The following is a 26,173-nucleotide window of genomic DNA, read 5'->3' as shown; positions in this document are numbered from 1 at the left end:
CGTCCCGCCATGGACACACGACACACGCCGGCCTCCGTCGCCCAGCGCCTGCTCTGGATGATCAAGCATTACCGGACCGACTTCGGCGCACTCAGCTGTCCGGTGTTGTGCCGGTTGACCGGCGAGGTCGACCCCGACGCCCTGGACGCCGCGCTGTCCGCGCTCACCGCCCGGCACGAGTCACTGCGCACCACCTTCACCGGCCGCGGCGCCCGGCTCGCCCAGGTGGTGCATCCGCCGACGGCCGGCGGCGTCCGCCGGGTGGACCTGACCGGTGTGCCGGACCCGGCCGTCGCCCTCGACCAGGCCGTCCGTGCCGAACTACGCACCGCGATCGACCCGACCGAGTGGCCCTCCCGGACCACCCTGTGGCGGCTGGCGCCGGGCGAGCACGTCCTCTGCCTGAACCTGCACCACCTGGTCACCGACGCCTGGTCGACCGGAATTCTCTTCCGCGACCTCGGCACGCTCTACGCCCGGGCCACCGGGGCGCGGGCGCAACCACCACCCACCGGGTGGCAGTACGCATCATTCGTCCGCTGGCAGCAGGAGCTGCTCGACTCCGACGGGCTGCGCCGGCACAGGGAGTACTGGCGTCGGCAACTGGCCGGCAGCCAACTCCCCACGCTGGGCTCCCCCAGCGCCGACACCAGCCAGAGCGCAACCGCAGGTCAGGCCGGCAGCGAGGACGCGCCGGCAACGTCGGACGTAGCGATCGACCTGGACCGCGAGACGGTCGCCCGGCTGCGCGCCCTGGCCCGATCGCGACACACCACCCTCTTCTCCGTGCTGCTGGCCGTGTTCTACCAACACCTGCACCGGATCACCGGCCAGGACGACCTCGCGGTGGCCTCGATGTTCGCCAACCGGTCCCGCGCCGAGCTGCGCGAGACCGTCGGCCTGCTGGCCAACATGGTGCTGCTGCGGGCCCGGGTCGGGCAGGCCACCACGTTCGCCGAACTGATCGGACAGGCGCACGCCGCGGCGATCGGGGCCTTCACCTACCAGGACCTGCCGTACCAGATGCTCCCGCTGGACGTGGTGCAGACCGGCGGACGACGCGCCGACGACGTCCTGTTCAACGTGATGGCCGAGGTGCGCCACCGGACAGTGGCGGCTGGCGTCGGATTCGAACTGCTGGTGCCGCCCGGGCTGGGCAGCCGGTTCCGGTTCGAGCTGGCCATCGCCCCGGTCGGCCCGGCGGACCTGCGCGCGGTCTTCTACCACAGCACTGCCGCGTACCCCGGTGCGCAGGCGAGCGAGTTCGTCTCCGGCTACGCCGAGCTGGCCGCCCGGCTGGCGGCGGAGCCGAACGCCCCGCTGGGTAGCGCCCGACCCGGCCGACAGACGCCAACAAACGCCAGCCAATACGACACTGGCGTCACACACTCTTGACACCGCATCCGCCTGCTGGGAGGCTTCGACCAGCCCTACCTGGTGACGCGCAGGGAGCGGACGTGCCTCCACCCGCACCGCTCACACGATCGATGCTGTGACAGGAAGGTACACATGCCACTTCACCTGCACTGGTTCCTCCCGTCCCACGGCGACGGGCGTGAGGTGGCGAAGACCCCGCAGGGCGCGCCGGTCGACCCGAAGGAAAACATCCGGCGCGCGCCGGACATCGACTACCTCGGCCAGGTCGCCGTCGCCGCCGACCGGCTCGGCTTCGCCGGAGCCCTGGTGCCGACCGGGCTGTTCTGCGAGGACCCCTGGTTGGTGTCGGCCGCCCTCGCCGGCCGGACGAGTCGGCTGCAGTTCATGGTCGCGATACGCCCCGGTTCGGTGTCCCCGGCGGTGGCCGCGCAGATGGCCGCCACCCTGCAACGGCTCTCCGGCGGGCGGCTGCTGCTCAACGTGGTCACCGGCGGCGACCGCGACGAGCAGCTGCGCTACGGCGACTGGCTCGACCACGACCAGCGCTACGCCCGCGCCGAGGAGTTCCTGGACGTCTTCGCCCGCGCCTGGTCGGGCCAGCCCTACGACTTCGAAGGAATCCACTACCGGATCCGGGCCGGCCGGCTCACCCGGGGCCACCCGGTCACCCCGCCGATCTTCCTCGGCGGATCGTCGGCCGCCGCACACCAGGTGGCCGCCCGCCACGCCGACGTCTACCTCGCCTGGGGTGAGCCACCCGAACCACTGGCGACGCTGGTGAAGAAGGTCCGCGACCAGGCCGACGCACAGGGTCGCGAACTGTCCTACGGCTCCCGGTTCCACGTGATCAGCCGGGACACCGCCGAGGAGGCCTGGGACGTCGCGCGCCGGCTCGTGGCCGGCATGCACCCCGACACCATCGCCGCCGCCCAGCAGCGATTCCGCCGGACCGAGTCCGAGGGGCAGCGCCGGATGGCCGCCCTGCACCAGGGCCGGACCGGTGACCTGGAGGTGTATCCGAACGTGTGGGCCGGTTACGGGCTGGTCCGGCCCGGTGCCGGCGTCGCCCTGGTCGGCAGCCACGTCGAGGTGGCGGAGCGGATCGAGGAGTACCACGCCCTCGGGCTGGACCACCTGATCCTCTCCGGCCAACCGCACCTGGAGGAGGCGTACACCTTCGGTGAGGGTGTCCTGCCGCTTCTCCGGCGCCGTGGGCTGCTGGCCGACCCGGAAGGAGACCGGTGACCGACCTGTGGCAACACGCTCCTGAGCGAACGGGTCCAGCGGCGGAACTCCGGCCGGTGCCGGCCACCGTGCTGATCGGCAACCCCCGCCGGGGCTCGCGTACCCTAACCGTCGCCCGACACCTGGCCGACGCGCTGCGTACCGGCCTGGCCGGGCACGACGTTCATCTCGGCGACCCGCACCTGGTCGACCTGGCCGAACTCGGGCCGGACCTGCCCGCCCGGCTGATCGCCGGCACCGCCGCGCACGCGCCACTGGAACGGGTGCTCGCCCGGGTCCGCGGCCCCGGCCTGTTGGTGGTGGTGAGCCCGACCTTCAAGGGCTCCTACACCGGCCTGTTGAAGCTCTTCCTCGACATGCTCCCCCGCGAAGGGCTGGCCCCGGGCACGGTCGCCGTACCGGTGATGACCGCCGGCTGGGCCCAGCACCGCTTCGTCTCCGACGCCCGGCTGAGGCCGCTGCTGGTGGAGTTGGGCGCGGTGGTCCCGGTACGCGGGCTCGCGGTGCTGGAGGAGGAGTTCGGCGACCTCGACACGGCGGTCGCCGGTTGGACCACGGCCGCGTTGCCGGTGCTCGCCGCCGTGCTGCGCAGCTACCAGACCCCGTCGGTGGGCCCGCCCCGCCCCGCGGAATCCGTACCCGTCCATCAACCCGCACCGCTCCGGTGAGCCGGGCGATTCGGAAGGAAGAATCGACATGAGTGAGCAGACCCCGACGGTCGTGGGGCAGAAGCAGTCCGACGAGCAGATTCGCGCCCAGGTCCAGGCCATCGTGCTCGACCTGGCACCCAACCCCGACGGCCTGCGCGACGAGGAGACGGCCCTGGTCCAGGACCTCGGCTTCCACTCGCTGGCCCTGATGGAACTCGCCTTCGCCCTGGAGGACGAGTTCGACCTCGAACCCATCGATGAGAAGACCGCCCGGTCGATCACGAACCTCGGCGCGGTGCAGGCGCACGTACTGCGCCGCATCGCCGAGCGCGAAGCCGGGGGCTGACCTTCCCAGCTCACCGGGCCGGCCACCTAGACAGGTGGCCGGCCCGGTCGCACTCGCGCACGCCGAGGGCGCAGGCGCCGCCAGGCGGGCGACGGCCCGGAGGTGGCCGCCGCCCGCCGCCGTGACAGTCAGCCGATCAGCCGGTAGAGCCGGTGGAAACGGTCGTCGATGGGCAGTTGGGTGACGGCGGCGAAGCCCGCCTCGACCGCCAACTCCCGTACCGTCTGTGGGCGCAGCACCGTGCCGGTGCCGGCGGACGGCTGCTGGCTGAGGCAGGCCGGCAGGCAGTGCAACACGCTTGTCGCATACTGAAACCGCTCGATCTCGTCGGCGGGCGCGGTGAACCGCTCCGCCACCCGCGCGTCCAGCACCAGCACACTGCCGCCGTCGGCGCACAGTCGCCGGCAGGCCCGCAGCACCTCCACCGGACGGGAGATCTCGTGCAGGGCGTCGAAGAGGCAGACCAGGTCGTAGCCGCCGGCCAACTCCGGGTCCGCGGCGTCCTGGGCGAAGAAGGACACCCGGTCGCTGAGGCCGGCGTCCGCGGCGTGTCCCCGGGCGTCGTCGATAACATCAGCGTCGATGTCGTACCCGTCGACCGCGAGACCGGGGAATGCCCGGGCCAGACCGATGCCCGCCCAGCCAGCACCGCACGCGACATCCGCCACCCGCGCCGGCGTGCCGCTCAGCCGGGCGTGCACGTCCGGTGCGTGCCGACGCAGCCAGCCGGCCAACTGGTGGGTGAACATGGAGCGGTTGGCGCCCGCATGCCCCTCCCGCCAGTCGACGCCGTAGACCGCGTCGGGCACCCCGGCCCCGCTGCGGTACGCCTCCACCAGCGCCGGCAGCGCCGCCGCCACACCACCCAGGGGCAACACGGCGAGCGCCGCCATGGACACCGGGCTGTCCGAGACCGTGAGCACCTCGGCGTGCGCCGCGGGCAGCGCGAACACCCGTGCCTCGGCCGGCCGGGACGGATCGTCGACGGTAAGGACGCCGGCCACCGCCTGCTGCTCCAGCCACTCCCGGGCATAGCGCGGGTCGACGCCGGTGCGTTCGGCGATCTCCTGCACCGTGCCCGGACCCTTGGCCGCGAGGTCGTCGTAGAGGCCGAGGCGGACACCGAGGTACGTCGACAGCAACTCCTGGGTGGCCAGCAGCGAGGTCCACATCCGGACCGCGAAGACGCGGGCCTGGGTGTCGGTGGGAGTCGTCATCGGTGCCCTCCAGGCGACGCAGGCTTTAGTGTGTTGTTTTTCCACCTACCACGCTAACCCGGCGTGCCCGCCATGGACAGCACCCTACGGCGGGAGATAGCGTCCGCACACGACACACCAAACACAGGAGGAGCCGACGTGAACCCAACGCTGGCACGGGTACGCGAGCTTGCGTCCCGCGTGGCGAAGCGGGCCGAGGAGATCGAGCAGCGGCGCGGGCTCCCCGACGACCTGGTCGACGACCTCCGCGACGCCGGCTGCTTCCGGATGTTCGCCCCGGCCAGCCACGGCGGCGACCAGCTCGACCTGCCCGACGTGCTCACCGTGCTGGAGGAGCTCGCCCGCGCCGACGCGGCGACCTCGTGGACGGTCGGCCAGGTGGCGCTCTCCCACCTGATCGTCAGGTGCGGACCAACCGCGGCGCAGGACGACGTCTTCGCCGACGGCGCGGACACTCTCGTCGCCGGGGCCGTGGCACCCAAGGGCAGGGCCCGCACCAGCGACGGCGGCTGGCGGGTCACCGGCCAGTGGCCGTTCGTCACCGGCTGCCCCCGCGCGGCCTGGTTCTACCTGAACTGCGTGCTGGTCTCCGGCCGGAGCATCCCCGTCGGCACCGACGGGGTGCCAGCGACCCGCATCCTGTTCGTGCCGGCGGCCGACGTACGGGTCGTGGACACCTGGCGGGTGCTGGGGCTGCGCGGCACCGCCAGCCACGACGTGGCAGTCGAGGACGCGCGGGTGCCGGAGCACCGCGCCGTCGCCGAGCGGGACGAGGCGGCCGTGCACCGCATCGCCCAGTCCAGTTTGATCATCGGCGCGGTCGCGGTCGGGTTGGCCGACGGGGCGCTGACCGATCTGGTCCAGCTGGCCACCGAGGGCAAGCGACCGGCGCTCAGCGCACGTCGACTCGCCGCCTCGACGGTCTTCCAGGATCGGCTCGGTGAGGCGCAGACGATGCACCGTGCGGCGCGGGCGCTGCTCTACGCCGAGGCCGCCGAGGCACAGGCGGCCACCGACACCTCGACGCCGCTGCGCCGGGCCCGGCTTCGCGCGGCGGCAGCGCAGGTGACCAGCCTGTGCGCCCAGGTCGTGGACGCCGCGCACACCCTGGCCGGCGGCACCGCCGTGTACGAGACCTCGCCGCTGCAGCGGCGGCTACGCGACATGCGTACGGCCACCCAGCACTTCGTTGCCGGCCGCGACTCGTACGCCACCCTCGGCGCGCTCGCCGTGGGCGAGGAGGCGGGCACGGGGTAGTCGGCGGCGTACGGTAGCGATGTGTTTCGTCTGTGGAGGTTGTCATGAGTGAGCTGTTTTCGGTAGCGGGCAAGGTGGCGCTGGTCACGGGCGGCACCCAGGGGATCGGGCGGATGATCGCCCAGGGGTTCGTCGAGGCGGGCGCGCGGGTCTACCTCACCGCCCGGACCAAGTCCGACTGTGAGGACGTGGCCCAGGAGCTGTCGGCCGGCGGCGGCGAGTGCGTGGCGATCCCGGCGGACCTCTCCGACGAACAGGAATGCGTCCGGCTGGCTCGGGAGATCGCCGATCGCGAGTCTCGGCTGCACATCCTGGTCAACAACGCCGGCACCGCGTGGACGGCGCCGGTCGAGCAGTTCCCGGCCAGCGCCTGGGACAGTGTCCTCGACCTCGGTCTCAAGGCACCGCTGTTCCTGGTCCGGGAGCTGGCCCCGCTGCTGAAGGCGGCCGGCACCGCCGAGGACCCGGCCCGGATCGTCAACATCGGCAGCGCCGACGCCCTGCGGGTGCCGGAGATGCCGACCTACTCCGCCGCGGCGGCGAAGGCGGCCATCCACCACATCACCCGGATGCTCGCGCACGACTTCGCGCCGACGGTGACCGCGAACGTGATCGCGCCGGGCAGCTTCCCGTCCCGGATGATGGCCGGCGTGCTGGAGGCGATGGGCGAGGAGATCGCCGCGGTGACCCCGTTGCAGCGGATCGGGCGGCCGGACGACATCGTCGGCACCGCGATCTACCTGTGCAGCCGTGCCGGCTCGTACGTCACCGGGTCGGTGCTGGCTGTCGACGGTGGCCTCGCCACCGCCCGGACCGGCTTCGTGCCGGGCCGTTTCCTCACCGAAGCCCAGTAGGCCACCGGACGCCGACGGCGCCCGGATCGACGGCTGCGGCGGACTGCCCGGCTGGGATCGCCACCGCGACACGACCGGTGCCGCGCACCCACCGGGTGCGCGGCACCGGTCGTCCGTTCAGTCCTTCGGCTTCGGCGGCAGGTGCAGACCGAAGGCGAGGCCCTGGTTGTCCCGGCACTCGACGAACGTGCCCCACTGCTCGGTCGGTGGACGCATCGGCTCCACCTCGCCGCCGAGCTCCACCACCCGCTTCATCGCCACGTCGATGTCGTCGACGGCGAAGTAGAGGTAGTGCTGCGGCGGCCCCGGGTCACGGTGCATCCCACCGGGCACCGCCTCCCCGGTGTCGATCGACCCGCCGTGCTCCTGCGCCTGCACCTTCCAGCCGAACAACTCGGCGTAGAAGCGGCTGGCCTCCGCCACGTCGGGCGTCCCGAACTCGAAGTACGACAGATGTCCTGCCACGACCTACCTCCTCTGTCATCGATCCGGCGATCCGCCACCACCCCTTCGGGCAGGGCTGCCTAACGCAACAAACTACACTAGGATTCCACCCAACATACTCCGCTGATCGCACGTCATCAGGTGACGTGCCGAGCCGGAAGAGGTCACCACGTGCCCGTCACCGCCGCACCGACCGAACTCATCCCGGACACCGGCGCCCTCATCGGCGCCACCCGCACGGCGTCCACCACCGGCGGAATCCACCATCACGTCTACGCGGGCGACGGGCGGACAACCGCGGCCGTGCCACTGGGCGGCGCCGCAGAGATGGACGCGGCGGTCCGCGCCGCCGGAACCGCGCTCGTCGGGTGGCGCGCCACCGCCGGCAACGTACGCCGCGACCTGCTGCTGCGCCTGGCGGACCTGGTCGAACGTGACGCCACCGAGCTGGGCAGGCTGCAGACACTGGAGAACGGCTGCCCACGGCAGTTCGCCTCGGTGATGCCCACGGTGGCCGTCGACCACCTGCGCTACAACGCCGGATGGGCCGACAAGATCGGCGGGGAGGTCGTACCGACCTGGCCGGTCCGGGCCGTCGACTACACCCTCGACGAGCCGTACGGCGTGGTGGCGGTGATCATTCCGTGGAACGGACCGCTGGTCTCCGTCGCGCAGATGCTCGCCCCGGCGCTCGCCGCCGGCAACACGGTCGTGCTCAAGCCCTCGGAGCTGGCGCCGTTCACCGCGCTACGCGTCGGCGAACTGGCCCTGGAGGCAGGCTTCCCGCCCGGTGTGGTCAACGTGGTGCCGGGCGCGGCGGCCGGCGGTACGGCGCTCGTGCGGCATCCCGGTGTCGACAAGGTGCACTTCACCGGCGGCGGAACGACCGCCCGGAGGATCCTCGCCGACGCCGCGGAACGGCTACTCCCGGTGGGTCTGGAGCTGGGCGGCAAGTCCGCGCACGTCATCTTCGGCGACGCCGACGTGCGGATGGCGGCGCGGATGGCGATGACCGGCGTGGTGGCGCTGAGCGGTCAGGGCTGCGCCAACGGCACCCGGGTACTGGCGCACTCGTCGGTCTACGACGAGGTGCTGCGCACCCTTACCGCACGGCTTGCCCGGGTGCCGCTCGGTGACCCCGCCGACGAGCGCACGTTGATGGGACCGGTGGTCACCGAGAGTGCCTGCCACCGGATCCTCGCCGTGGTCGAACGGGCCCGCGACAAGGGCGACGGCCGGCTCGTGACCGGCGGCGAACGGCTCGGCGGCGACCTCGGCGACGGCTACTTCATCGCACCGACGGTCTTCGCCGAGGTCGACCCGGCCAGCGAACTCGCGCAGGAAGAGATCTTCGGACCGGTGCTGGCCGTCACCGCCTTCGACACCGAGGAGGAGGCCCTCCGACTGGCCAACGGCACCCGCTACGGCCTCGGCGCGTACCTGCACACCACCGACCTGCGAACGGCCCACCGGGTGAGCCGGGCGGTCGCGGCGGGCAGCGTCTGGGTCAACGGGGTGCCCGGCGTGCTGCCATCTGCGCCCTTCGGGGGCGTCCGGCAGAGCGGCTGGGGCCGGATCGGCGGCGAGGCCGGCGTACGGGAGTTCCTCCGGCCGAAGAACGTCTGGATCGCTACCTGATCGACCGACGTCCGTCGGCATCACCAACCGATCGGACGCCGCACCCTACAGTCGCCAGGACCGGGCCGCCTCCTGCTCGGCCCACATCCGCGCGTAGCGGCCCTGCCGAGCGAGCAGCTCGTCGTGCCGCCCCACCTCCACCACCCTGCCGTCGTCCAGCACGACGATGCGGTCCGCGTGCCGGACCGTACCGAGCCGGTGCGCGACGACCAGCACCGTACGCTCCCGGATCAGGCCGGACAGCGCCTGCTGCACGTGCCGCTCGTTGGTGGCGTCCATCGCCGCCGTCGGCTCGTCGAGCAGCACGATCGGGGCGTCCTTGAGGATGGCCCGGGCCAGCGACAGGCGTTGCCGTTCGCCACCGGAGAGGGTGGCGCCGCCCTCACCAACCGGGGTGTCGCCACCCTGCGGCAGCCGGTCCACGATCTCGTCCACCCGGGCCTGCGCCGCGGCCCGCCGCACCTGCTCGTCGCTGGCGTCGGGCCGGCCGAACCGGATGTTGTCCCAGACGGACTCGCTGAACAGGTAGCTGTCCTGGAAGACCACGGTCACCGCGTCGAAGAGGGTGTCACTGTCCAGTTGCCGAATGTCGACCCCGCCGACGCGGATGGTGCCGGAGTCGGCAGCAAAGAACTGGGCCAGCAGGTGCAGGCAGGTGGTCTTGCCGGCGCCGCTGCTACCGACCAGGGCGGTGACCGTGCCAGCCGGGGCCTCGAAGCTGACCTCGCGCAGGGCGGGTCGGGTCGCGCCGGGATAGGTGTAGGAGACGCCCTCGAAGGCGACGTCGTGGCCCTGCGGAGCCACGCCGGTGCGGACCTCCGCCGGCACCGGCTCGGCGAGCAGGGCACCGAGCCGGTCTACGGCCGCCTCGCCGATCCGCAGGCTCTCAGTCTGCTCGCCCATCGCGCGAAGCGGGCCGTGGATCCGCAGCGACAGCACCGCGAAGACCAGGAAGGTAGCCGGCGCCAGGTTTCCGCCGATCAGCAGGAACGCCCCGACCAGGAGCACCACGGGCAGCCCCAGCTCGATCACGGTGAGGAAGAGCACCAGTGGCACGACCAGGCGACTCACCAGCCCGGTGCTGGCCTCCCGGTGCCGCAGCAGGGCGTGCGCGAGCCGTCCGGCGCGATCACCGGTGGCACCGTGCGCCCGGGCCACGGCGATACCCGAGACGTACTCCTGGAAGCGGGCCGCGGCCTGGCCGCTGGCCTGCGCCCGCTCCGCGGCTAGCCGGGCGAAGGTGCGCTGTGACCATGCGTAGACCAGCATCGCCAGCGGGATCGTGGCCAGCGCGGCCAGGCCCATCCGCCAGTCCTCCACCAGCAGACCGACCGCGATGACGAGGGGCAGCAGCGCCGCCCCGATGATGGTGGGGATCGCGCCGAAGACCACCGGCTCCAGCTCGCTGAGGTGGTGCGTGACGAGTGCGGTGAGGTCGCCGCTCTGTCGCTTGGTGTGGTAGCCCAGCGGCAGCCGGCGCAGATGTTCCAGGGCGCGCAGGCGCAGCTCTCCGAGAAGCTCGAAGGAGGCCACCCAGCTCTGTCGCTGGGCCAGCAGGTCGAAGCCGAACTGGCCGAACACCGCGGCCACCACGCCGAGGCTCCACCACAGCACCTCGGCCTGGCTGATCGGCGGGCCACCGAGGTTGGCCTCACGCAACCGTTGCAGGACCACGACAAGCAGCCAGACAGGCACCGCGGTGCAGACCGCCGCCGCCATCCGGGCGGCGATCCCCCACAGCTGCTGGCGGCGCAGCCGGGGGTCGGACAGCGACCACAGTCGCCGGATGAGGGCGAGGGTACGCCCGGCCACCGTGCCGGTGGGCGGGGTGGTCGAGCCGGCGGCCGGCGCCGAGGTCAGGGTCGTCATCTGTGGGCTCCGCTCCGCTCGCCGCTGACGCCGAGGCTCCATTGGGCGCTGGTCGTCGCATCGGCCCAGAGCCCGGCATACGTGCCGTCGGCGCGCAGCAGCTCGTCGTGGCGTCCGCTCTCGGCAACCCGGCCGTCGGTCATCACCACGATCCGGTCGGCGTCCCGGACGGTGGTGAGCCGGTGGGCGATGACCAGCAGGGTACGCCCGGCGGCGAGGTTCGCCACCGCCTCCTGGATCCAGAGTTCGTTCTCCGGGTCGGTGGAGGCGGTGGCCTCGTCGAGCACCACCACGGGGGCGTCCTTGAGCAACGCCCGGGCGATGGAGATGCGCTGGCGTTCGCCACCGGAGAGGGTCGCGCCCCGTTCGCCGACCACCGTGTCGTAACCCTGCGGCAGGGCGAGAATGAAGTCGTGGCAGCGGGCGGCGCGGGCCGCCCCGTGCACGGCCTCGTCGTCCAGGTCGGGCCGGCCCAGGGTGAGGTTCGCCCGGATGGTGTCGTGGAAGAGGAACGGATCCTGGAACACCACCGCGACAGTGTCCATCAGCTGCTCGACCGCCATGTCGCGGACGTCGACGCCACCCACCCGCACCTGGCCGGCGTCCACGTCGAAGAACCGGGACACCAGCCGCGCGACAGTGGTCTTGCCCGAACCGCTCGGGCCGACGATGGCGGTGACCCTGCCCGCCTCGGCGTGGATGCCGACTCCATCGAGGACCCGCCGGTCGGGGTGGTATCCGAACTCCACATCGTTCAGCTCCACCGAGACCGGACCCAGCGGCACCCGGCGGCCGGTGTCCGGCAGCGCCGGGGTGTCCAGCAGGGCGGCGATCTCGTCGGTGCCGAACCGCACCTGGCGAAGCTGCGAGCCGTAGCCGGTGAGTTTGGTCAGCGGCGCGGTGTAGCCGAGAGCCAACAGCAGGAACAGCAGCAGGGTGGACAGGTCGACGGCGCCGTCGCGGTAGAGCCAGAGACCAACCGGCACGACGACCACCACGTTCGCGGCCATCACCGTGAAGTAGGCCGCGCCGCCGGGCAGGAAGGCCGTCCCCCAACGCGTCTCCGCGTCGACGTACCGGCGCACCGCGCCGGTCGCGCGGGCGACTGTGTCGGTCTGCCGGTTGAACACCTTGACTACCTTGATGCCCTGCAGGAACTCGGTGACCGCCTGGTTCATGGCCATACCCGCGCCGTGCCACTGCGCCACCCAGGCACCCGACCCGCGGGTGGCGTGCCGCATGGCGAGCATCGCCAGCGGCACGACCGCCACGGCCGCCAGGGCCAGCCGCCAGTCGACGACGAACAGCCAGACCGTGGTGGCGGCGACCACCGTCAGCGCGGCGACCGCGTCCGGCAGCATGTGCGCGATGAAGACCTCGATCCGTTCGACGTCCTCCATCGCGAGCTTGCCGATCCGGCCGCTACCGCGACGGGTCACCTCGCCGAGCGGCAGCACGGCGAGCCGTTCGGCGACGCGCTGACGCAGCCGGTGAAGCAGCCAGTACGCGCAGACATGGCTGATGGCCAGGGCACCGCCCATCAGCGCGGTGCCGGCCGCGATGGCGACCAGCGCGATGAGGGCGTACCGGATCAGCACGCCGCCGTCGGGGGACGCCTGGGTGACCAGCTCGACGGCCACCCGGTAGGCCATCAGGTACGGCACCAGCTGGAACGCCACCGCCGCGACGGCGAGCAGCACGGCGGCGGTGAGTCGCCGTCGTTGCGCACGGACCAGTGACCGGAGCAGTTCCCGACCACCGTGCCCGGCGTCCGGGTCGGTTTCGGCGGCCATCGTCCACCTCGTTTCATCGGCGGTCGGTCGGCCCCGTCTGGACCCGCCACGGAGGGGTAATGGTAGTCGTTGTCGAAGGCCGGTGACAGGTTCCACCGAGGACGTGTCGCCCACGATAGGCAGCCCGACCGACAGGGTCACCTTCGGCCCCCGGACGGTTGGGGCTCAGTCCGCCACGGAGCCGAAGGTCGCAGCGCCGGCACTGTGGTAGGTCAGCATTGCCACGCCGCTTCCGGAGGTCCGGCTGTCGACCAGCCGCAGGGCGGCCGGCGGCATCCCGTCGGCGAACAGCCGCCGCCCGCGCCCCAGCACGACCGGGAAGACCAGCAGGTGGTACGTGTCGATCAGGCCCTCGCGCATCAGGGACCCGGCGAGCCGGCCGCTGCCGTGCACCTGCAACTCCCGGCCGGGTCGGCTCTTGAGTTCGGTGACGGCCGTGACCAGGTCGCCGTCCAGCCGCTGCGAACCGGACCATGCCAGTTCGTCGGCGCGGCTGGTGGCGACGTGCTTGGGGAGCCGGTTCAGCGCGTCTGCGATCGGGTCGGTGGGGTCGCTGTGCTGGGGCCACCAGGCGGCGAAGGTGTCGTACGTGTGCCGGCCGAGCAGAAACGCGTCGGCCCGCTCCATGACGCCGGCCATCTGGGCGCCCACGGCGTCGTCGAAGTACGGCGGCAGCCAGCCACCCAGCTCGAAGCCGCCGCTGCGGTCCTCGTCCGGCGCGCCCGGCCCCTGCATCACACCGTCGAGGGTCAGGAACGTGGTGAGCGTGAGTCGCATGGTGTTTGCCTCTTTCCCGGGCGACACGGCGTCACCCTCCACCCAGCCGACGACCGGCCGGACGAGAAATCGACAGTTTCACCGAACATGTGACTCACGCCACTTTCCTGTAGCTTTCGGTAGGCCGGTCGCAGATCCACACGGCACCCACCGAGACGGAGGCCACGACAGCCTCGGGCGGGACCGACCAGAGGATCGTCGGCGTCCGATTGAACCGATCCAGCGCCGCCGCCGTACCTCATGGCGAAGGGAGTGGCCCATGAAGCGCCTGACCCCGTTGCTCACCCTCCTGTCGGGGGCGATGACGGCTGCCGTGCTGTTCACGATGAGTGCACAGGCATCTCCGCCGGGTACCCAGCCCGTGGCCGGAGGTGGCCCACCGGCCACCACCCCGTCCGCCGACGCAACGGCCGACGTCGACGTCGAGGCCGACGTCGACGTCGAGGCCGACGTCGACGTCGAGGCCGACGTCGACGTTCCGGCCGAGGACGAGTCGGCAGAGTTCGACGACGAACGACCGGGTGGCACCTCACCGCCGACGGATCCCGACGCGTCCTCGGCCGGAACCGGGGTGGCATCGGTCGAACAGAACTGGATCGGTGAACTCGACAACGGCGCCACCATCGCGATCAGCATCAAGGACGGCAGGGCCGAAGCCTACGTCTGCGACGGACAGAGCATGGAACTGTGGCTCTCCGGCACGGTCAAGGACGGAAAGATCGAGTTGACCGGCAACGACGCGAGGCTGACCGGCGTCATCCGGGGCGACAGCGCCAGCGGCGAGATGGTCGTCGGTGTCCGTCGGTGGAAATTCTCCGCCAGGCCCGACGACACGGCGCCGCAGGACGCGGTCGCGAAGTCCGGCTCGGGCACCGCGGCGGCGATCTACCGGGTGACCGACGAGGCCCGCAAGGCCGGCTTCGACGGCGGCTGGATCATGTTGCCCGACGGTACCCAGATCGGCATCGTCACCTGGAACGGCGAAACGATCACTGCGCCGCCACTGGACCCCGCGTTCAACAGCACCATGGTCGACGGACTCACCATCACCGCCGAGCCGGTCATCCCCGGGGCGCGGTGAGGTGATGTCCCAGCACCGCCACGGCGGGGCACGCACAGCGCCCCGCCGGTCGCCCGAACCGATGGTCGAGGTGGTGCGCGACTTCGGCGGCCCGTCCTCGATCGTCCCGAGGTTACCGTCCTCGCTGCTGGTGCCGCTGGTCGTCGGGGCCGCCGTTGCGGTGGCGCTCGGCGTCTACGGCCGTACCCACACCCCGACCGGCATCGCGGTCAACGTGGCCGGCTTCTCCTCGCCGCTGACGGTGAAGGTGTGGCTGGGCACCGGGGCGGCGTTCTTCGCCGTCGTCCAACTGCTCTCCGCACTGTCGATGTGGGGGCGGCTGGGCGGATTCTCCCCGCCCTGGGCCGGCTCGGCGCACCGCTGGTCGGGCCGGATCGCGTTCCTGCTCACCGTCCCGGTCGCCGTGCACTGCCTGTACGCGCTCGGCTTCGCCGACTACGACACCCGGGTGCTGCTGCACTCCCTGCTGGGCTGCTTCTTCTTCGGCGCGTTCGCCACGAAGATGCTCGCCCTGCCCAAGCGCGGCCTCCCCGGCTGGGTGCTGCCGGTGATCGGCGGAGCCGTCTTCGTCGCCCTGATCGGCCTCTTCCTGACCTCGTCGGTCTGGTATTTCACCACGTTCGGCATCCAGTTCTGACCCCCTCGAAAGACCTCGGAGAGGCAAGGCACCGACAGATGAACCACGAACAGGCCGGCTGCTGCCGGTCGCGACGAGCACTGCTGGCCGGCACCGGCGCGGTGGGGGTGGCCGCGTTGACCGGCTGCGCGACGTACGGCCAGTCGCAGCCGGCGGCGCCCCCGCCGCCAGTCGCCGCACCGGACACCAGCACCGACCCGGCCGGCACCGCAACTCCGGGAGCCGATGGGCCGCCGGGTACGCCGGCGCTGGCCACGCTGGCCGACATCCCGGTCGGCGGCGGGACGATCTTCGCCGACGCCGGTGTGGTGGTGACCCAGCCGACCGAGGGGACCATCAGGGCGTACTCAGCTACCTGCACCCACCAGGGCTGCACCGTCACCTCGGTCGTCGACGGCACCATCGTCTGCGCCTGCCACAACAGCGTGTTCGACATCGCCGACGGCTCGGTACGCAGTGGTCCGGCCGGTGCGCCACTGCCCGCCGCGAACGTCACCGTCGACGGAGACGCCATCCGGATGGCGTGAGCCCCGGCGGGCGGAGATGCGAACGCGATGACGCGGCCCACCCCCAGGCCCGGGCCGCGCGGGGCCGTCCGGGGTGCCTCGTCACACCGGACGGCCCCTGCCCCACCCGGGGGCGGGTGGGGCAGGGGTCTCGGGCGTGGTCAGGACGTGGCACAGGCCAGGTTGGACGGCGTTCCCGATCCGCCGCCGGTCAGTCCGAAGGTCGTGCTGGCACCGGCGGCGAGCTGCCCGTTGTAGGGCTCGTTGCGTACCGTCACCGTCGAGCCGGACGTGGTCAGCTTTCCGTTCCACAGCGACGAGACGGTGGTGCCGGCGGGTGCCGTCCAACTGACCGTCCAACCGGTCGTCGTCGCCGTGCCGGTGTTGCGTACGGTCACCTCCGCCTGGTAACCACCCTGCCAGGAGTTGGTCACCCGGTAGGTCGCGGCGCAGCCGGCATCACCACCACCATTGTCGGCCGGGGTGGTCAGGGTCAGCGGCGGCGAGGCGGTCGAGACGTTGCCGGCCGCGTCCCGCCCCCGGACCGTGAAGGTATAGGCGGTCGAGGCGGTGAGGTTGGTGGCGCGGTAGGTGGTGCCGGAGACCGTGCCGACCACGGCGGCGGAACCGCTTCCGGTGGCGCGCAGAACCTCGTACGAACTGACGCCCACGTCGTCGGTCGACGCCGTCCAGCTCAGCGTCGCGGCGGTGGCGGTCACGTCGGTGGCGGCCGGCCGTCCCGGCGCGGTCGGCGCGGTGGTGTCACCGGGGCCGGGGCCGCCGGCGTAGCGCTCGGCGAGGCTGATGCCGGTGGTGGAGTTGGCGCCACCGAGCCGCACCTGGTGGTCGAGTCCGACGAACTTGCCGTTGTGCTGCCACAGCGCCGGTTTGAGGATCTGGTTGTACTTCGTCTCGTCCCAGCTGGCCCAGTCGTCCAGCAGCAGGCCGCCGGTGTCGCCCGAGTTGGGGTTGAGACACCAGAACGTGTGGTGGATGCCGTTCGTGACCATCAGGTCGCGTAGCGCCGCCATCCAGCGGTCCTGCCGGGCGTCCTGCCCCAGCCGGCCACCCCACTCGCCGATCAGCAACGGCGCGATGTTCTGCTCGTGGATGTAGAACCAGTTCGGCCGCCACACGTCGTCGGTCAGCGAGTCCCTGTCGAAGTCACCGGCGAACCAGGGCTGCTCGTACACCAGCGGCCCGTAGTCGTGCGGCGAGTAGACCAACTGGTCCTGCTGCGCGCCGAGGCTGACCGGGTGCTCGGCGACGCCGCGCAGGTTGCCGCCCCACCAGTTGTAGTGGTAGTTGGGGCTACGGTCGGGGTTGGTGTTGGGCGAGTTCCAGGTGGCCCCGGCACGCGGGTAGATCTCGATGCCCTCGCAGAGGATCAGCAGGTTCGGGTTGATCGCCAGGATCCGCCGGCCCGCCGTCTCGCACGCGTACTTGAAGTTGTCCTGGTCGGTGCTGGAGTCCCACTTGGCCCGCTGCGGATCGTTCGGGGTGCCGTGCGGTTCGTTCTTGATGTCCATCGCGACGATGGTGTCGTTCGTCCGGTAGCGGGTCGTGACCCACTCCCAGCCCTGGTAGAAGAGCTCCGGAGTGATGCTTCCCTTCCACCACACCGGATAGACGTGCCCGGAGTTGTCGGCATCGGCGCTGTGCACGTCGAGCATCACCTTCAGGCCGTACTTCTCGCAGAGCCCGAGCCAGTGGTCGAAGACCTGCAGGTTGTTCAGCCCGTCCAACTCCGGGTTGACGTACGTGTTGACGTTCGGCCGGGCCGTCGTCTGGCCGGCCTTCCACTCCAGCAGCAACTGGGTGGAGATGGGCACCCGGACGATGTTGATGCCACGCTCGGCCATCTGGCGGGTGATCGATTCCAGGTTGCCCGACCACAGGCCGTGGAAGACCCTTTCGCTGGCGTTGAAGCCGAACCAGTTCGCCCCGGTGAGCCAGACCCGGTTGCCGGCCTCGTCGACGATCCTGTTGCCGTCGGTGTGCAGCCAGTCGGTGCTCGGCGCGGCGGCGGTGACCGCCGGCCCCACCGTGGGTGCCGCGGTGGCCGCGGGCGCGGCGGCCAGGCTGAGCAGGACGACCGCCGTCGTCGCGGCGGCCCTGAGTTTCGTGCGTACGGACATGCGACTTCCTCTGGTGGTGGGTGAGGGAGCTGGCACGTCGACGATCGGTCCTGCCCGAACGGACCGTGGGAGCGCTTCCACGGTTACCTTATGCGGTCCGGGTCTTCTGCGGAAGGTGTCAAACCGAGAGGGCCTCCCGGACGCCGCGTTCCGCGCTCGCGCCACCGTCTCCGGCGGAGGTGACCCGGCCCGACTCGAGCACGTGGTAGCGGTCGGCCACCCGCAGCGCGAACCCGAGGTGCTGCTCGACCAGGAGCACACTGAATCCGCTCTGCGCGATCAGGGCCACGATCCGGTCCTGGATCTCGGCGACGACGGAGGGCTGGATGCCCTCGGTCGGCTCGTCGAGCATCAGCAGCCGGGGACGGGTGATCAGCGCCCGGGCGATGGCCAGTTGCTGGCGTTGGCCGCCCGAGAGCAGCCCGGCCCGCCGGCGCAACAACGGGCGTAACGCCGGAAACAGATCGAGCACCTCGGCGGTGGCAACCGGCCCGTCCCGGCGACCGTCGGCCACCAGCCGCAGGTTCTCCGCGGCGGTCAGGTACGGGAAGCACTGCTGGCCCTGCGGCACATACGCGACGCCCCGGGCGACCCGCTGGTGCGGGGCGAGCCGGGTGACGTCCTCGCCGTCCAACTCGACCCTGCCGGCGGCCGGGCGTAGCAGGCCGGCGGCCACCCGCAGCAGAGTGGATTTGCCGGCGCCGTTGTGGCCGAGCACCGTGGCGACCCCGTCGCCGGGCACCGAGACGTCGACGCCGTGCAGCACCCGGCTGCGCCCGTAGCCGGCGTGCACGCCGCGCATGGTGAGCATCATGCCTCCGTAGGTGTCGGGGCCGCCCCGGCATCGACCGGGTGGCCGAGGTAGACCTCCTGCACGCGCGGATCGGCCTGCACCTGGGCCACGGTGCCCTCGCTGAGCACCTTGCCGGCGTGCAGCACGGTGACGGTACGCGCGAAGCGCCGCAGGAAGTCCATGTCGTGCTCGATCACCACCACCGTCCGGGCCTGGCTGACCCGCTCCAGCAGCTGCCCGGTGGCGTCGCGTTCCTCGTGGCTCATCCCGGCGACCGGCTCGTCGAGCAGCAGCAGCCGAACGTCCTGGACGAGCAGCATGCCGATCTCCAGCCACTGCTTCTGCCCGTGCGCGAGGGTGCCGGCAAGTTGGTCGGCCCGGTCGGCCAGGCCGATGATCTCCAGCGCCTCGGCGACCTCGTCGGGTGTGCCGTGCCGTCGGCGCAGCAAGGTCGCCCAGCTCCGCCGCGCGCCGGCCGCGATGTCGAGGTTCTGCAGGACGGTCAGCTCCTCGAACACCGTCGAGGTCTGGAACGTGCGACCGACGCCGAGGCGGCTGATCCGGTGTACCGGCCGGCCGAGCAGTTCCCGGTCGCCGAAGCGTACCGAGCCGGTGGCCCGGGCCAGCCCGGTGACCGCGTCGACCAGGGTGGTCTTTCCGGCGCCGTTGGGTCCGATGAGGAACCGGATGTCGCCGGGTGCGACGTCCAGCGACACTCCGGCGACCGCCGTGAACCCGTCGAAGCTCACTCGCAGGTCACGCACGTAGAGCCCGGGCAGCTGCTCGGTCATGCCGCCTCCCGGCGTCGTCTCAGTCGCGCGGACAGGCCGGCCGGTGGCTCGCGGTCGGCCGGCTCGCGGTCGCGGCGACGGGCCAGACCGACCAGCGACGCCAGGCCGCCCGGCAGGAACGCGACCACCACCACGAACAGCAGGCCCTGCAGGTACGTCCAGGTGCCCGGGAACCGCTCGGACAGGGCGGTACGCGCCCACGCCACCGCGACCGCGCCGAGAACCGGCCCGAGTAGCGTGGCCCGGCCGCCGATGGCCACACCGATGACGAACTCGATCGACGGGACGATCCCGATCAGCGCGGGCGAGATGATGCCCACCGCCGGGACGAAGAGCGCACCGGCCAATCCGGCCATGCCGGCGGCGACCACGTACGCGACCAGCTTGACCGTCGCCGGGTCGTAGCCGAGAAAGCGGACCCGCTCCTCGGAGTCGCGTACGGCCACCAGCAGTTCGCCGTAGCGGCTCTGCATCAGGTGCCGGGCCAGAGCCAGCAACGCCAGTAACGTGCCGGCGATGATGAAGTACACCATCCGCTGGTTGACCGGGTCGTCGAGGTCGTAGCCGAAGAAGCCCTGGATGTCGGTGAGGCCGTTGGTGCCGCCGGTGGTGCCCTGCTGGCCGATCAGCAGGATCACCATGGCGGCGGCGAGGGCCTGACTGAGGATGGCGAAGTAGGCGCCCCGGACCCGGCGGCGGAAGACCAGCGAGCCGAGCACGAAGGCGACCGCCATCGGCAGCAGCACCGTGGCGGGCAGCGCGAACCACGGGCTGGCGAACGGCCGCCACCACAGTGGTAGTGCGTCGAGCTGCCCGTACAGCATCATGAAGTCGGGCATGTTGCCCGGACCCGCGTCGGCGAGCTTGAGGTGCATGGCCATGGCGTAGCCGCCGAGGCCGAAGAAGACGCCCTGCCCGAGGGCGAGCATTCCGCCACGCCCCCAGGCCAGGCCGATGCCGACGGCGACCATCGCCACGCAGAGATACTTGGCCAGCAGGGAGAGGCGAAAGTCCGACAGCATCAGCGGGGCGACGGCGAAGAGCAGTGCGGCACCGAAGGCGAAGCCCACGGCGGCCCGGAACCGGTGCCGGGACGGACCGGCCGCCGGTTTCGTCGGTGGCGGCGCGGTATCGGCGGCGACGGGATCTCTGGCGACGGTAGTCATGCCAAACTCCGGGTTCGCAGGGTGAACATGCCCTGAGGTCGCCACTGGAGGAACGCGACGATGGCGATGAAGACCATCACCTTGGCGACACTGAGGGTGGTGAGGTACTCGCCGGACGCCTGGAGCACGCCCAGCGCGAAGGCGACGATCACGGTGCCCTTGAGCTGGCCGATGCCGCCGACCACGACGACCAGGAAGGCGTCGATGATCAGGTTGGTGCCCATGGTTGGTCCGATCGGGCCGAGCAGGGTGAGCGCGACCCCGGCGATGCCGGCCAGGCCGGAGCCGATGAAGAACGTCATCCGGTCGACCCGGGCGGTGGCGATGCCGGAGACGGCGGCCAGATCCCGGTTCTGTACGACGGCCCGGATGCGACGGCCCAGCGGGGTGGCCCGCAGCGCGACGGTCAGCGCGACGACCGCGCCGGCAGCCAGGGCGAGGATGAACAGCCGGTTGTTGGCCACGGTGATTCCGCCGGGCAGCGCGATGTTGCCGGTCAGCAGCTCCGGCGCCCGGGTCTGCACGTTGGGGCTACCGAAGATGTCCCGGGCCAGTTGCTGCAGGATCAGCGAGACTCCCCAGGTGACCAGCAGCGTGTCCAATGGCCGGGCGTACAGGCGGCGGATCAGCAGGAACTCCAGCAGGACGCCCATCGCGCCGGCCACCACGAAGGCGACCGGCAGGGCGACCAGCAGCGACCAGCCGGCCGCGCTGACGGTCTGCTGCAGGACGTAGGTCGTGTAGGCGCCGGCCATGATGAACTCGCCGTGCGCCATGTTGATCACGCCCATCTGGCCGAAGGTCAGAGCCAGGCCGAGCGCGATGAGCAGCAGCACCGCGCCGATGCTGACGCCGGTGAAGAGTTGGCCGATGAGAACTGTCACGGTGCGTACTCCGAACTGCTGGTCGGGCAGGCTCGGGCGGGACGTCCCGCCCGAGCCTGGGCTGCACCCGGCGCTGCCCGGGTGATCGGCTAGCTCAGGCCGCCGGCCCACGGGTAGCTCTTGAGGAACGGGTCGGGCGTGATCGGCTGCCCCGAGTTCCAGACCTCGGCGATCAGCCCGTCCGCGCCGACCTTGCCGACGCGGGCCGTCTTGGCGATGTGCTGCGTCTCGCCGTCCACGGTGACCAGCCCTTCGGGCGCCTCGAAGGTGATGCCGTCGGATGCCTCCCGGACCTTCTCCACGTCGAAGGTGCCGGCTTTCTCCACCATCGCCTTCCACAGGTAGACCGAGACGTACGCGGCCTCCATCGGGTCACTGGTCGGCTTGTCCGCGCCGAACTTGGCCTTGTACGCGGCTACGAACTTCTCGTTCGCCGCGCCCGGGGTGGTCTGGTAGTAGTTCCAGGCGGTCAGCTGACCCTCGAGGTACTGGGTTCCGATGCTCTTGACCTCCTCCTCGGCGATCGACACCGATACCACCGGCATGCTGGCTGCGGTCAGTCCGGCGGACTTGTACTCCTTGAAGAACGCCACGTTGCTGTCGCCGTTGAGGGTGTTGAAGACCGCGTCCGCGCCGGCGGACTTCACCTTGTTCGTGATCGTGCCGAACTCGGTGGAACCGAGCGGGGCGTAGTCCTCTCCCGCCACCGTCATCCCGTTGGCCTCGGCATACGCCTTTATGATCTTGTTCGCGGTACGCGGGAAGACGTAGTCGGAGCCGACCAGGTAGAGCGACTCGGCACCCTGCGCCTTGAGATAGTCGAGGCCGGGAACGATCTGCTGGTTCGTCGTGGCACCGGTGTAGAAGATGTACGGCGACTGCTCCAGGCCCTCGTACTGCACCGGATAGAACAGCAACGCCTTGTTCTTCTCGAACACCGGCTTCACGGCCTTGCGGCTGGCCGAGGTCCAGCAGCCGAAGACCGCCGCCACCCGGTCCTCCCGGATCAGCTTCTCGGCCTTCTCGGCGAACGTCGGCCAGTCCGAGGCGCCGTCCTCACCGACCGGTTCGATCTTCTTGCCGAGCACGCCGCCGGCAGCGTTGATCTCCTCGACCGCCAGAATGATCGAGTCGCGGACGGTCACCTCGCTGATCGCCATCGTGCCGGAGAGGGAGTTGAGCAGGCCCACCTTGACGGTGTCGCCGGAGACGTCGGCGCTGACGCCCGCGGAGGTGTCCTCATCGGTGGTCTTGCTGCCGCACGCGGCCATCGCGGCCACGGCGACCAGGGTCATGGCACCCGCCAGAATGCGGCGGCCCCGGAACAGTGTCATCAAATCTCCCTGCGTCGCGGGTATGCGTCAAACAGTCGCGGGAACGAACGTCGGTCCCGAGTTGAGGAGTGCGGATCTGCGCGCCTGCGGTGCGGTCCGTAGGAACATTGCCCGCTACCCGGTACGGCGGGTGGACGCCGGCCGGGTAGCGATTCGAATATCGGCAGGGAAAGCTTCGATCCGCTTCATTGCGCGGATGTTTCCCAATCCTCAATAGACTGTTTCCACTGGCCGGACCGCACTGGAAGTAGGCACAGAAAATGCCGGCGCCAGGCCGACGGTAATCGGCAGAATGGCACCGGCACACGATTGTTGACCGCAGCGGACGACAAATCCCCGTCCACCGTCGGGCGGCTGGCCGAATCCGGCACCAGAGCCGGATCCTTCACGCAGGAAGTATCTTATGTGGCCGGCCGGCCGGCATGTCAAGGCACGGTCAGGTCACGCCCGACCGGGCGGTCCCAGCTCGGCCAGGACGGTGAAGTCCAACCCGTCCGCCTCGGCGAGATAGATGCGCTGCCGGACGTGCCGGCGGCGCAACCGCAGTTCACCGCGCGGCCCGTCGTACGACACCACGTCGGCGGATGCCTCCACGGCCCGTACGTCCAGCGTGCCCGCCTTGGCGATCAGCGCGGCGAGCAGCATCACACCCTCGTAGCAGGACTCACCCAGGCTGCCCAGCGGTGGCGCCTCCAACCCGAACCGGCGGGCGAACATGCCGTGGAAGTCCAGGTTCTCCTGGGTGATCAGGCCGGCGAAGAAACCCGCCGTGCTGAACAACCGCCGGGTATTCGTCGCACCGCTGGCCAGCAGCATGTTCTCGTCCATCAGGGTGCTCAGCCGCAGACACCGCTGGTCGAGTCCGGACCGCACGAAGGCCCGGTTGAACCGGACCGCGTCCGCGCCGACCAGCAGCATCAACACGCCGTCGGCGTCACTACGCTCGATCCGGCGCAACACCTCGACGTAGTCGTACGTCTCCAACGGCAGGAAGTGCTGCCCGACCACCCGGCCGCCGCTGCGCAGCGCGTACCGGTACGCGGTCCGCGCCGTTCGGCGCGGCCAGACGTAGTCGTTGCCCACCACGAACCAGCGCCGCACCCCCTCCTCGCCGGCGAGCACCCGCATCGCGGGCCACAGCTGCGCCTGCGGTGTCTCGCTGGTCATGAAGACACCCTCGGTACGCTCACCGCCCTCGTAGAGCGCGGTGTAGACGTACGGCACCCGGTGCGCGACGCGCGGTGCCACCGCCTGACGCACCGAGGAGATGTGCCAGCCGGTGACGCCCTGCACCGCGCCCACCGCCACCAGCGCCTCGACCTCGGAGGCCACCTCCTCCGGTGACGCACCGCCGTCGACCGGAACCAGCCGCAACTCCCGGCCCAGCACCCCGCCCCGCCGGTTGAGCTCCTCCACCGCCAACTGGGCGCAGAGTTCGCAGCTCGGACCGAACATCCCGGCCGGTCCACGCATCGGGTACACCAGCGCGATGCTGACCACGCCACGGTCGACGGTGAGCCAGGACGCCCCGGCAGCAGCGATGCTCTCCCCCGCCTGCGGGCGCCCGTACCCCGGTGCCGGCGCGGACATGAAGACATGGTGACCGCAGCCGGAGGTGATGACCAGAGCTCCCCACCAAGCGGGACGTCCCGGTACGATGACCCGGCAACCGCCAGGCGGGAGTGCCATGTCAGACCTTCCCTCAGACCTTCCCGGCTCCGCAGCCGACCTGCTGCCCCTGCTCACCCGCGCCGAGCGACTGCTCTCCCGCCGGATCGGTGGGGTGCTCGCCGTCGACTCACTCACCATCGAGGGGTGGCGGGTGCTCTGCCTGCTCGCCGACGGCCGAGGCCACCCGATGAGCGAGGTGGCCACCGAGGCGTCCCTGCCGCCGGGCACCCTGACCAAGCTGGTCGACCACCTCGTCGACCGCAACCTGGTCTTCCGTCGGGTCGACCCGGTCGACCGTCGGCGCATCCGGGCCTACCTGACCGCCCGGGGCCGCCGCGAACAGGAGCGGCTCGCCGCGCAGATCCACACCGACCTGGCCGGGCTGGCCAGGCCCGGTGACGTCGACCTGGCCGGGTGCCTCACCGACCTGGTCGCACGGTTGGACCCGGAGCACCGACGCGCCCCGGCTCCCGCCTGACCGCTGGCGGCCCGACCACCGCCGGACCGCAGCGACCAGGCCGAAGGCCCCCATTCCATTCCACAGAGGTGGACCGGGGGCCGAGGGTACGCAGGGGTCACCATACGGATGACGAAAGCGCGTAGCAGGCCCATGAGCCCGGCACACTAGGCAGCCGCAGCGACTCCACCACCCCTGCTCTCCGGCGTGGGGTCCGTCTCAGCCACCGTCGACCGGATTGAACGGCCGGACGGTGTGCCGGGCCCGCCCGACCCGGTTGGCGACGGGTCCGACGACATCGAGCATGACCCGGCCGAGGACGGCGTGCGCCCGTACCGCCGGATGGGTACCGCCGTAGTTGTCCAGGTCGCCGAGCGAGTCGGCGAAGAACGCGTAGGTCAGCGTGGGTGCGCCGGCCGCATCGAACATGATGCCCGCCTCGTGCCGCGCGGCACCCGACGTGTCGAAGTCGGCACCGTACTTGGTGGCGACCCGGCTGCGCTCGGCCGAGGACATCTCGCGGCGGATACCGTCGTGGTATCCGTTGATCCAGCGCAGGATGCCGAGCAGGAAGTCGCTCGACCGCACCGACAACAGGGTTTTGTTGGCCAGCCGCCACAGCAGGTCGTGCGTCTCCCGTGGGGTGGTCACGCCCAGGAAGAACCGGTTCGGGTTGGCCACCGGCTCCACCCGGGTGTGAGTGAAACCCTTGGCGGCCAGGATCTGGTTGATCTCCAGCGCCGGCACCACCCGGCCACACATCCGCACGGCAGTGTTGTCGGATACGAGCAGCAGCGCGGTGAGGAAGTTCGCCACCGTGACCTCGTCGCCCCAGACGGTCTGCAGGAAGTAGATTCCGCTGCCGCCGAGGATGATGTCGGCGGTCAGGTCGAGCCGCTGGTCGAGTCGCAGCTCCCCGCGGTCGATCTTGTCCATGACGGCCACCGCGACCGCGAGCTTCTGCACGCTGTACCCGTGCGTCACCCGGTCGGCGTCGTCGGACACCACGACGTCCAGCGTGCCGGCGCTGTCGACCATCGCGACGTGCGAGTGCCAGACCCCACCGGTTCGGGCCTTCTGCTGCCGATACGTGCTCCGGATCAACTCCGGGCCCCGGCTGACACCAGGCCCGGCGGCGTGTGCTGCCGGATCGCTCGACGCGGCGGCACTGCGTGGTGCCGTCACCAACGCCGCCGCCGCGGCGCCGATCCCGATCGCGGCCCGACGACTGACATGCTTGGCCATTCC

General features: G+C 71.1%; 24 protein-coding genes. 11 read left to right on the top strand and 13 right to left on the bottom strand.

What is annotated here, in order from left to right; all coding sequences use genetic code 11:
* Window positions 1–9 precede the first annotated feature (9 nt).
* From ACFHWY_RS11015 to ACFHWY_RS11000, 4 genes are all read left to right on the top strand, one after another.
* Entirely contained in the window at window positions 10–1,395 is a 1,386-nt protein-coding gene (locus ACFHWY_RS11015; protein WP_416580040.1) for a condensation domain-containing protein, read from the top strand.
* 114 nt (window positions 1,396–1,509) lie between these two features.
* Window positions 1,510–2,622, top strand: coding sequence for an LLM class flavin-dependent oxidoreductase (locus ACFHWY_RS11010; RefSeq protein ID WP_416580039.1), 1,113 nt, complete (start codon window positions 1,510–1,512; stop codon window positions 2,620–2,622).
* Window positions 2,619–3,290: an NADPH-dependent FMN reductase gene (locus ACFHWY_RS11005; protein ID WP_416580038.1), complete on the top strand. Its 672-nt coding sequence runs from the start codon at window positions 2,619–2,621 to the stop codon at window positions 3,288–3,290. The genes ACFHWY_RS11010 and ACFHWY_RS11005 overlap by 4 nt, the downstream gene beginning before the upstream one ends.
* A 28-nt stretch (window positions 3,291–3,318) precedes the next feature.
* Window positions 3,319–3,618 carry an acyl carrier protein gene (locus tag ACFHWY_RS11000; RefSeq protein ID WP_416580037.1) on the top strand — a complete coding sequence of 100 codons (300 nt, stop codon included), beginning with the start codon at window positions 3,319–3,321 and terminating at the stop codon, window positions 3,616–3,618.
* A 128-nt stretch (window positions 3,619–3,746) separates the two neighbouring features.
* Here the strand turns inward: ACFHWY_RS11000 and ACFHWY_RS10995 are convergent, their stop codons facing one another.
* On the bottom strand, window positions 3,747–4,835 hold the full coding sequence (locus tag ACFHWY_RS10995; protein ID WP_416580036.1) for a class I SAM-dependent methyltransferase: 1,089 nt from the start codon (window positions 4,833–4,835) through the stop codon (window positions 3,747–3,749).
* Between the two features lie 72 nt (window positions 4,836–4,907).
* On the opposite strand from ACFHWY_RS10995, the gene ACFHWY_RS10990 reads away from it, so the two are divergent.
* Window positions 4,908–6,092, top strand: a complete 1,185-nt coding sequence (locus ACFHWY_RS10990; protein WP_416580035.1) for an acyl-CoA dehydrogenase family protein — start codon at window positions 4,908–4,910, stop codon at window positions 6,090–6,092.
* A 44-nt stretch (window positions 6,093–6,136) separates the two neighbouring features.
* Complete coding sequence (locus ACFHWY_RS10985) at window positions 6,137–6,946, top strand: SDR family oxidoreductase (RefSeq protein ID WP_416580034.1); 810 nt, start codon at window positions 6,137–6,139, stop codon at window positions 6,944–6,946.
* A gap of 117 nt (window positions 6,947–7,063) precedes the next feature.
* Here the strand turns inward: ACFHWY_RS10985 and ACFHWY_RS10980 are convergent, their stop codons facing one another.
* The gene (locus ACFHWY_RS10980) at window positions 7,064–7,411 is read right to left on the bottom strand and encodes a VOC family protein (protein WP_416580033.1); all 348 of its coding nucleotides are present in this window, start codon (window positions 7,409–7,411) and stop codon (window positions 7,064–7,066) included.
* 150 nt (window positions 7,412–7,561) lie between these two features.
* Here ACFHWY_RS10980 and ACFHWY_RS10975 point away from each other — a divergent pair, with 150 nt between their 5' ends.
* Window positions 7,562–9,028: an aldehyde dehydrogenase family protein gene (locus ACFHWY_RS10975; RefSeq protein ID WP_416580032.1), complete on the top strand. Its 1,467-nt coding sequence runs from the start codon at window positions 7,562–7,564 to the stop codon at window positions 9,026–9,028.
* A 45-nt stretch (window positions 9,029–9,073) separates the two neighbouring features.
* Here ACFHWY_RS10975 and ACFHWY_RS10970 read toward each other — a convergent pair whose 3' ends face one another.
* The 3 genes from ACFHWY_RS10970 to ACFHWY_RS10960 form a co-directional block, all read right to left on the bottom strand.
* Window positions 9,074–10,897, bottom strand: coding sequence for an ABC transporter ATP-binding protein (locus ACFHWY_RS10970; protein WP_416580031.1), 1,824 nt, complete (start codon window positions 10,895–10,897; stop codon window positions 9,074–9,076).
* Window positions 10,894–12,690, bottom strand: coding sequence for an ABC transporter ATP-binding protein (locus ACFHWY_RS10965; protein ID WP_416580030.1), 1,797 nt, complete (start codon window positions 12,688–12,690; stop codon window positions 10,894–10,896). The genes ACFHWY_RS10970 and ACFHWY_RS10965 overlap by 4 nt, the downstream gene beginning before the upstream one ends.
* 165 nt (window positions 12,691–12,855) lie before the next feature.
* Window positions 12,856–13,467 (bottom strand): dihydrofolate reductase family protein, encoded by a 612-nt coding sequence (locus ACFHWY_RS10960; protein WP_416580029.1) that lies wholly within the window; start codon window positions 13,465–13,467, stop codon window positions 12,856–12,858.
* 259 nt (window positions 13,468–13,726) lie between these two features.
* On the opposite strand from ACFHWY_RS10960, the gene ACFHWY_RS10955 reads away from it, so the two are divergent.
* The 3 genes from ACFHWY_RS10955 to ACFHWY_RS10945 all read left to right on the top strand — a co-directional run bounded on the left by ACFHWY_RS10955 (window position 13,727) and on the right by ACFHWY_RS10945 (window position 15,712).
* Window positions 13,727–14,548 (top strand): hypothetical protein, encoded by an 822-nt coding sequence (locus ACFHWY_RS10955; protein WP_416580028.1) that lies wholly within the window; start codon window positions 13,727–13,729, stop codon window positions 14,546–14,548.
* Between the two features lie 4 nt (window positions 14,549–14,552).
* The gene (locus ACFHWY_RS10950) at window positions 14,553–15,185 is read left to right on the top strand and encodes a DUF6529 family protein (RefSeq protein ID WP_416580027.1); all 633 of its coding nucleotides are present in this window, start codon (window positions 14,553–14,555) and stop codon (window positions 15,183–15,185) included.
* A gap of 305 nt (window positions 15,186–15,490) precedes the next feature.
* The gene (locus ACFHWY_RS10945) at window positions 15,491–15,712 is read left to right on the top strand and encodes a Rieske (2Fe-2S) protein (protein WP_416580026.1); all 222 of its coding nucleotides are present in this window, start codon (window positions 15,491–15,493) and stop codon (window positions 15,710–15,712) included.
* Window positions 15,713–15,852: 140 nt separating this feature from the next.
* Here ACFHWY_RS10945 and ACFHWY_RS10940 read toward each other — a convergent pair whose 3' ends face one another.
* The 7 genes from ACFHWY_RS10940 to ACFHWY_RS10910 form a co-directional block, all read right to left on the bottom strand.
* A complete protein-coding gene (locus ACFHWY_RS10940; protein ID WP_416580025.1) occupies window positions 15,853–17,829 on the bottom strand; it encodes a cellulase family glycosylhydrolase in 1,977 nt (658 codons plus the stop codon).
* A 118-nt stretch (window positions 17,830–17,947) separates the two neighbouring features.
* Window positions 17,948–18,640 (bottom strand): urea ABC transporter ATP-binding subunit UrtE, encoded by a 693-nt coding sequence (urtE, locus tag ACFHWY_RS10935; protein WP_416580024.1) that lies wholly within the window; start codon window positions 18,638–18,640, stop codon window positions 17,948–17,950.
* Window positions 18,640–19,413 (bottom strand): urea ABC transporter ATP-binding protein UrtD, encoded by a 774-nt coding sequence (urtD, locus tag ACFHWY_RS10930; RefSeq protein WP_416580023.1) that lies wholly within the window; start codon window positions 19,411–19,413, stop codon window positions 18,640–18,642. The genes urtE and urtD overlap by 1 nt, the downstream gene beginning before the upstream one ends.
* Window positions 19,410–20,579 (bottom strand): urea ABC transporter permease subunit UrtC, encoded by a 1,170-nt coding sequence (gene urtC / locus ACFHWY_RS10925; RefSeq protein WP_416580022.1) that lies wholly within the window; start codon window positions 20,577–20,579, stop codon window positions 19,410–19,412. Before urtC ends, urtD begins: the two co-directional genes overlap by 4 nt.
* Window positions 20,576–21,463 (bottom strand): urea ABC transporter permease subunit UrtB, encoded by an 888-nt coding sequence (urtB, locus tag ACFHWY_RS10920; RefSeq protein WP_416580021.1) that lies wholly within the window; start codon window positions 21,461–21,463, stop codon window positions 20,576–20,578. Before urtB ends, urtC begins: the two co-directional genes overlap by 4 nt.
* A gap of 89 nt (window positions 21,464–21,552) precedes the next feature.
* Complete coding sequence (gene urtA, locus ACFHWY_RS10915) at window positions 21,553–22,797, bottom strand: urea ABC transporter substrate-binding protein (RefSeq protein ID WP_416580020.1); 1,245 nt, start codon at window positions 22,795–22,797, stop codon at window positions 21,553–21,555.
* Window positions 22,798–23,238: 441 nt separating this feature from the next.
* Entirely contained in the window at window positions 23,239–24,387 is a 1,149-nt protein-coding gene (locus ACFHWY_RS10910; RefSeq protein WP_416580019.1) for a substrate-binding domain-containing protein, read from the bottom strand.
* 97 nt (window positions 24,388–24,484) lie between these two features.
* Between ACFHWY_RS10910 and ACFHWY_RS10905 the strand changes: the two genes are divergently transcribed.
* Window positions 24,485–24,946, top strand: a complete 462-nt coding sequence (locus tag ACFHWY_RS10905; RefSeq protein WP_416580018.1) for a MarR family winged helix-turn-helix transcriptional regulator — start codon at window positions 24,485–24,487, stop codon at window positions 24,944–24,946.
* Window positions 24,947–25,144: 198 nt separating this feature from the next.
* On the opposite strand, the gene ACFHWY_RS10900 is transcribed toward ACFHWY_RS10905, so the two are convergent.
* Complete coding sequence (locus ACFHWY_RS10900) at window positions 25,145–26,170, bottom strand: serine hydrolase (protein ID WP_416580017.1); 1,026 nt, start codon at window positions 26,168–26,170, stop codon at window positions 25,145–25,147.
* Window positions 26,171–26,173 lie beyond the last annotated feature (3 nt).

Origin of the sequence: Micromonospora sp. LOL_024, from assembly GCF_048060415.1 — a bacterium.
Classification (GTDB): domain Bacteria; phylum Actinomycetota; class Actinomycetes; order Mycobacteriales; family Micromonosporaceae; genus Micromonospora.
Note: the sequence above shows the minus strand (reverse complement) of the source record. Positions and strands in the feature narration are given on the sequence as shown.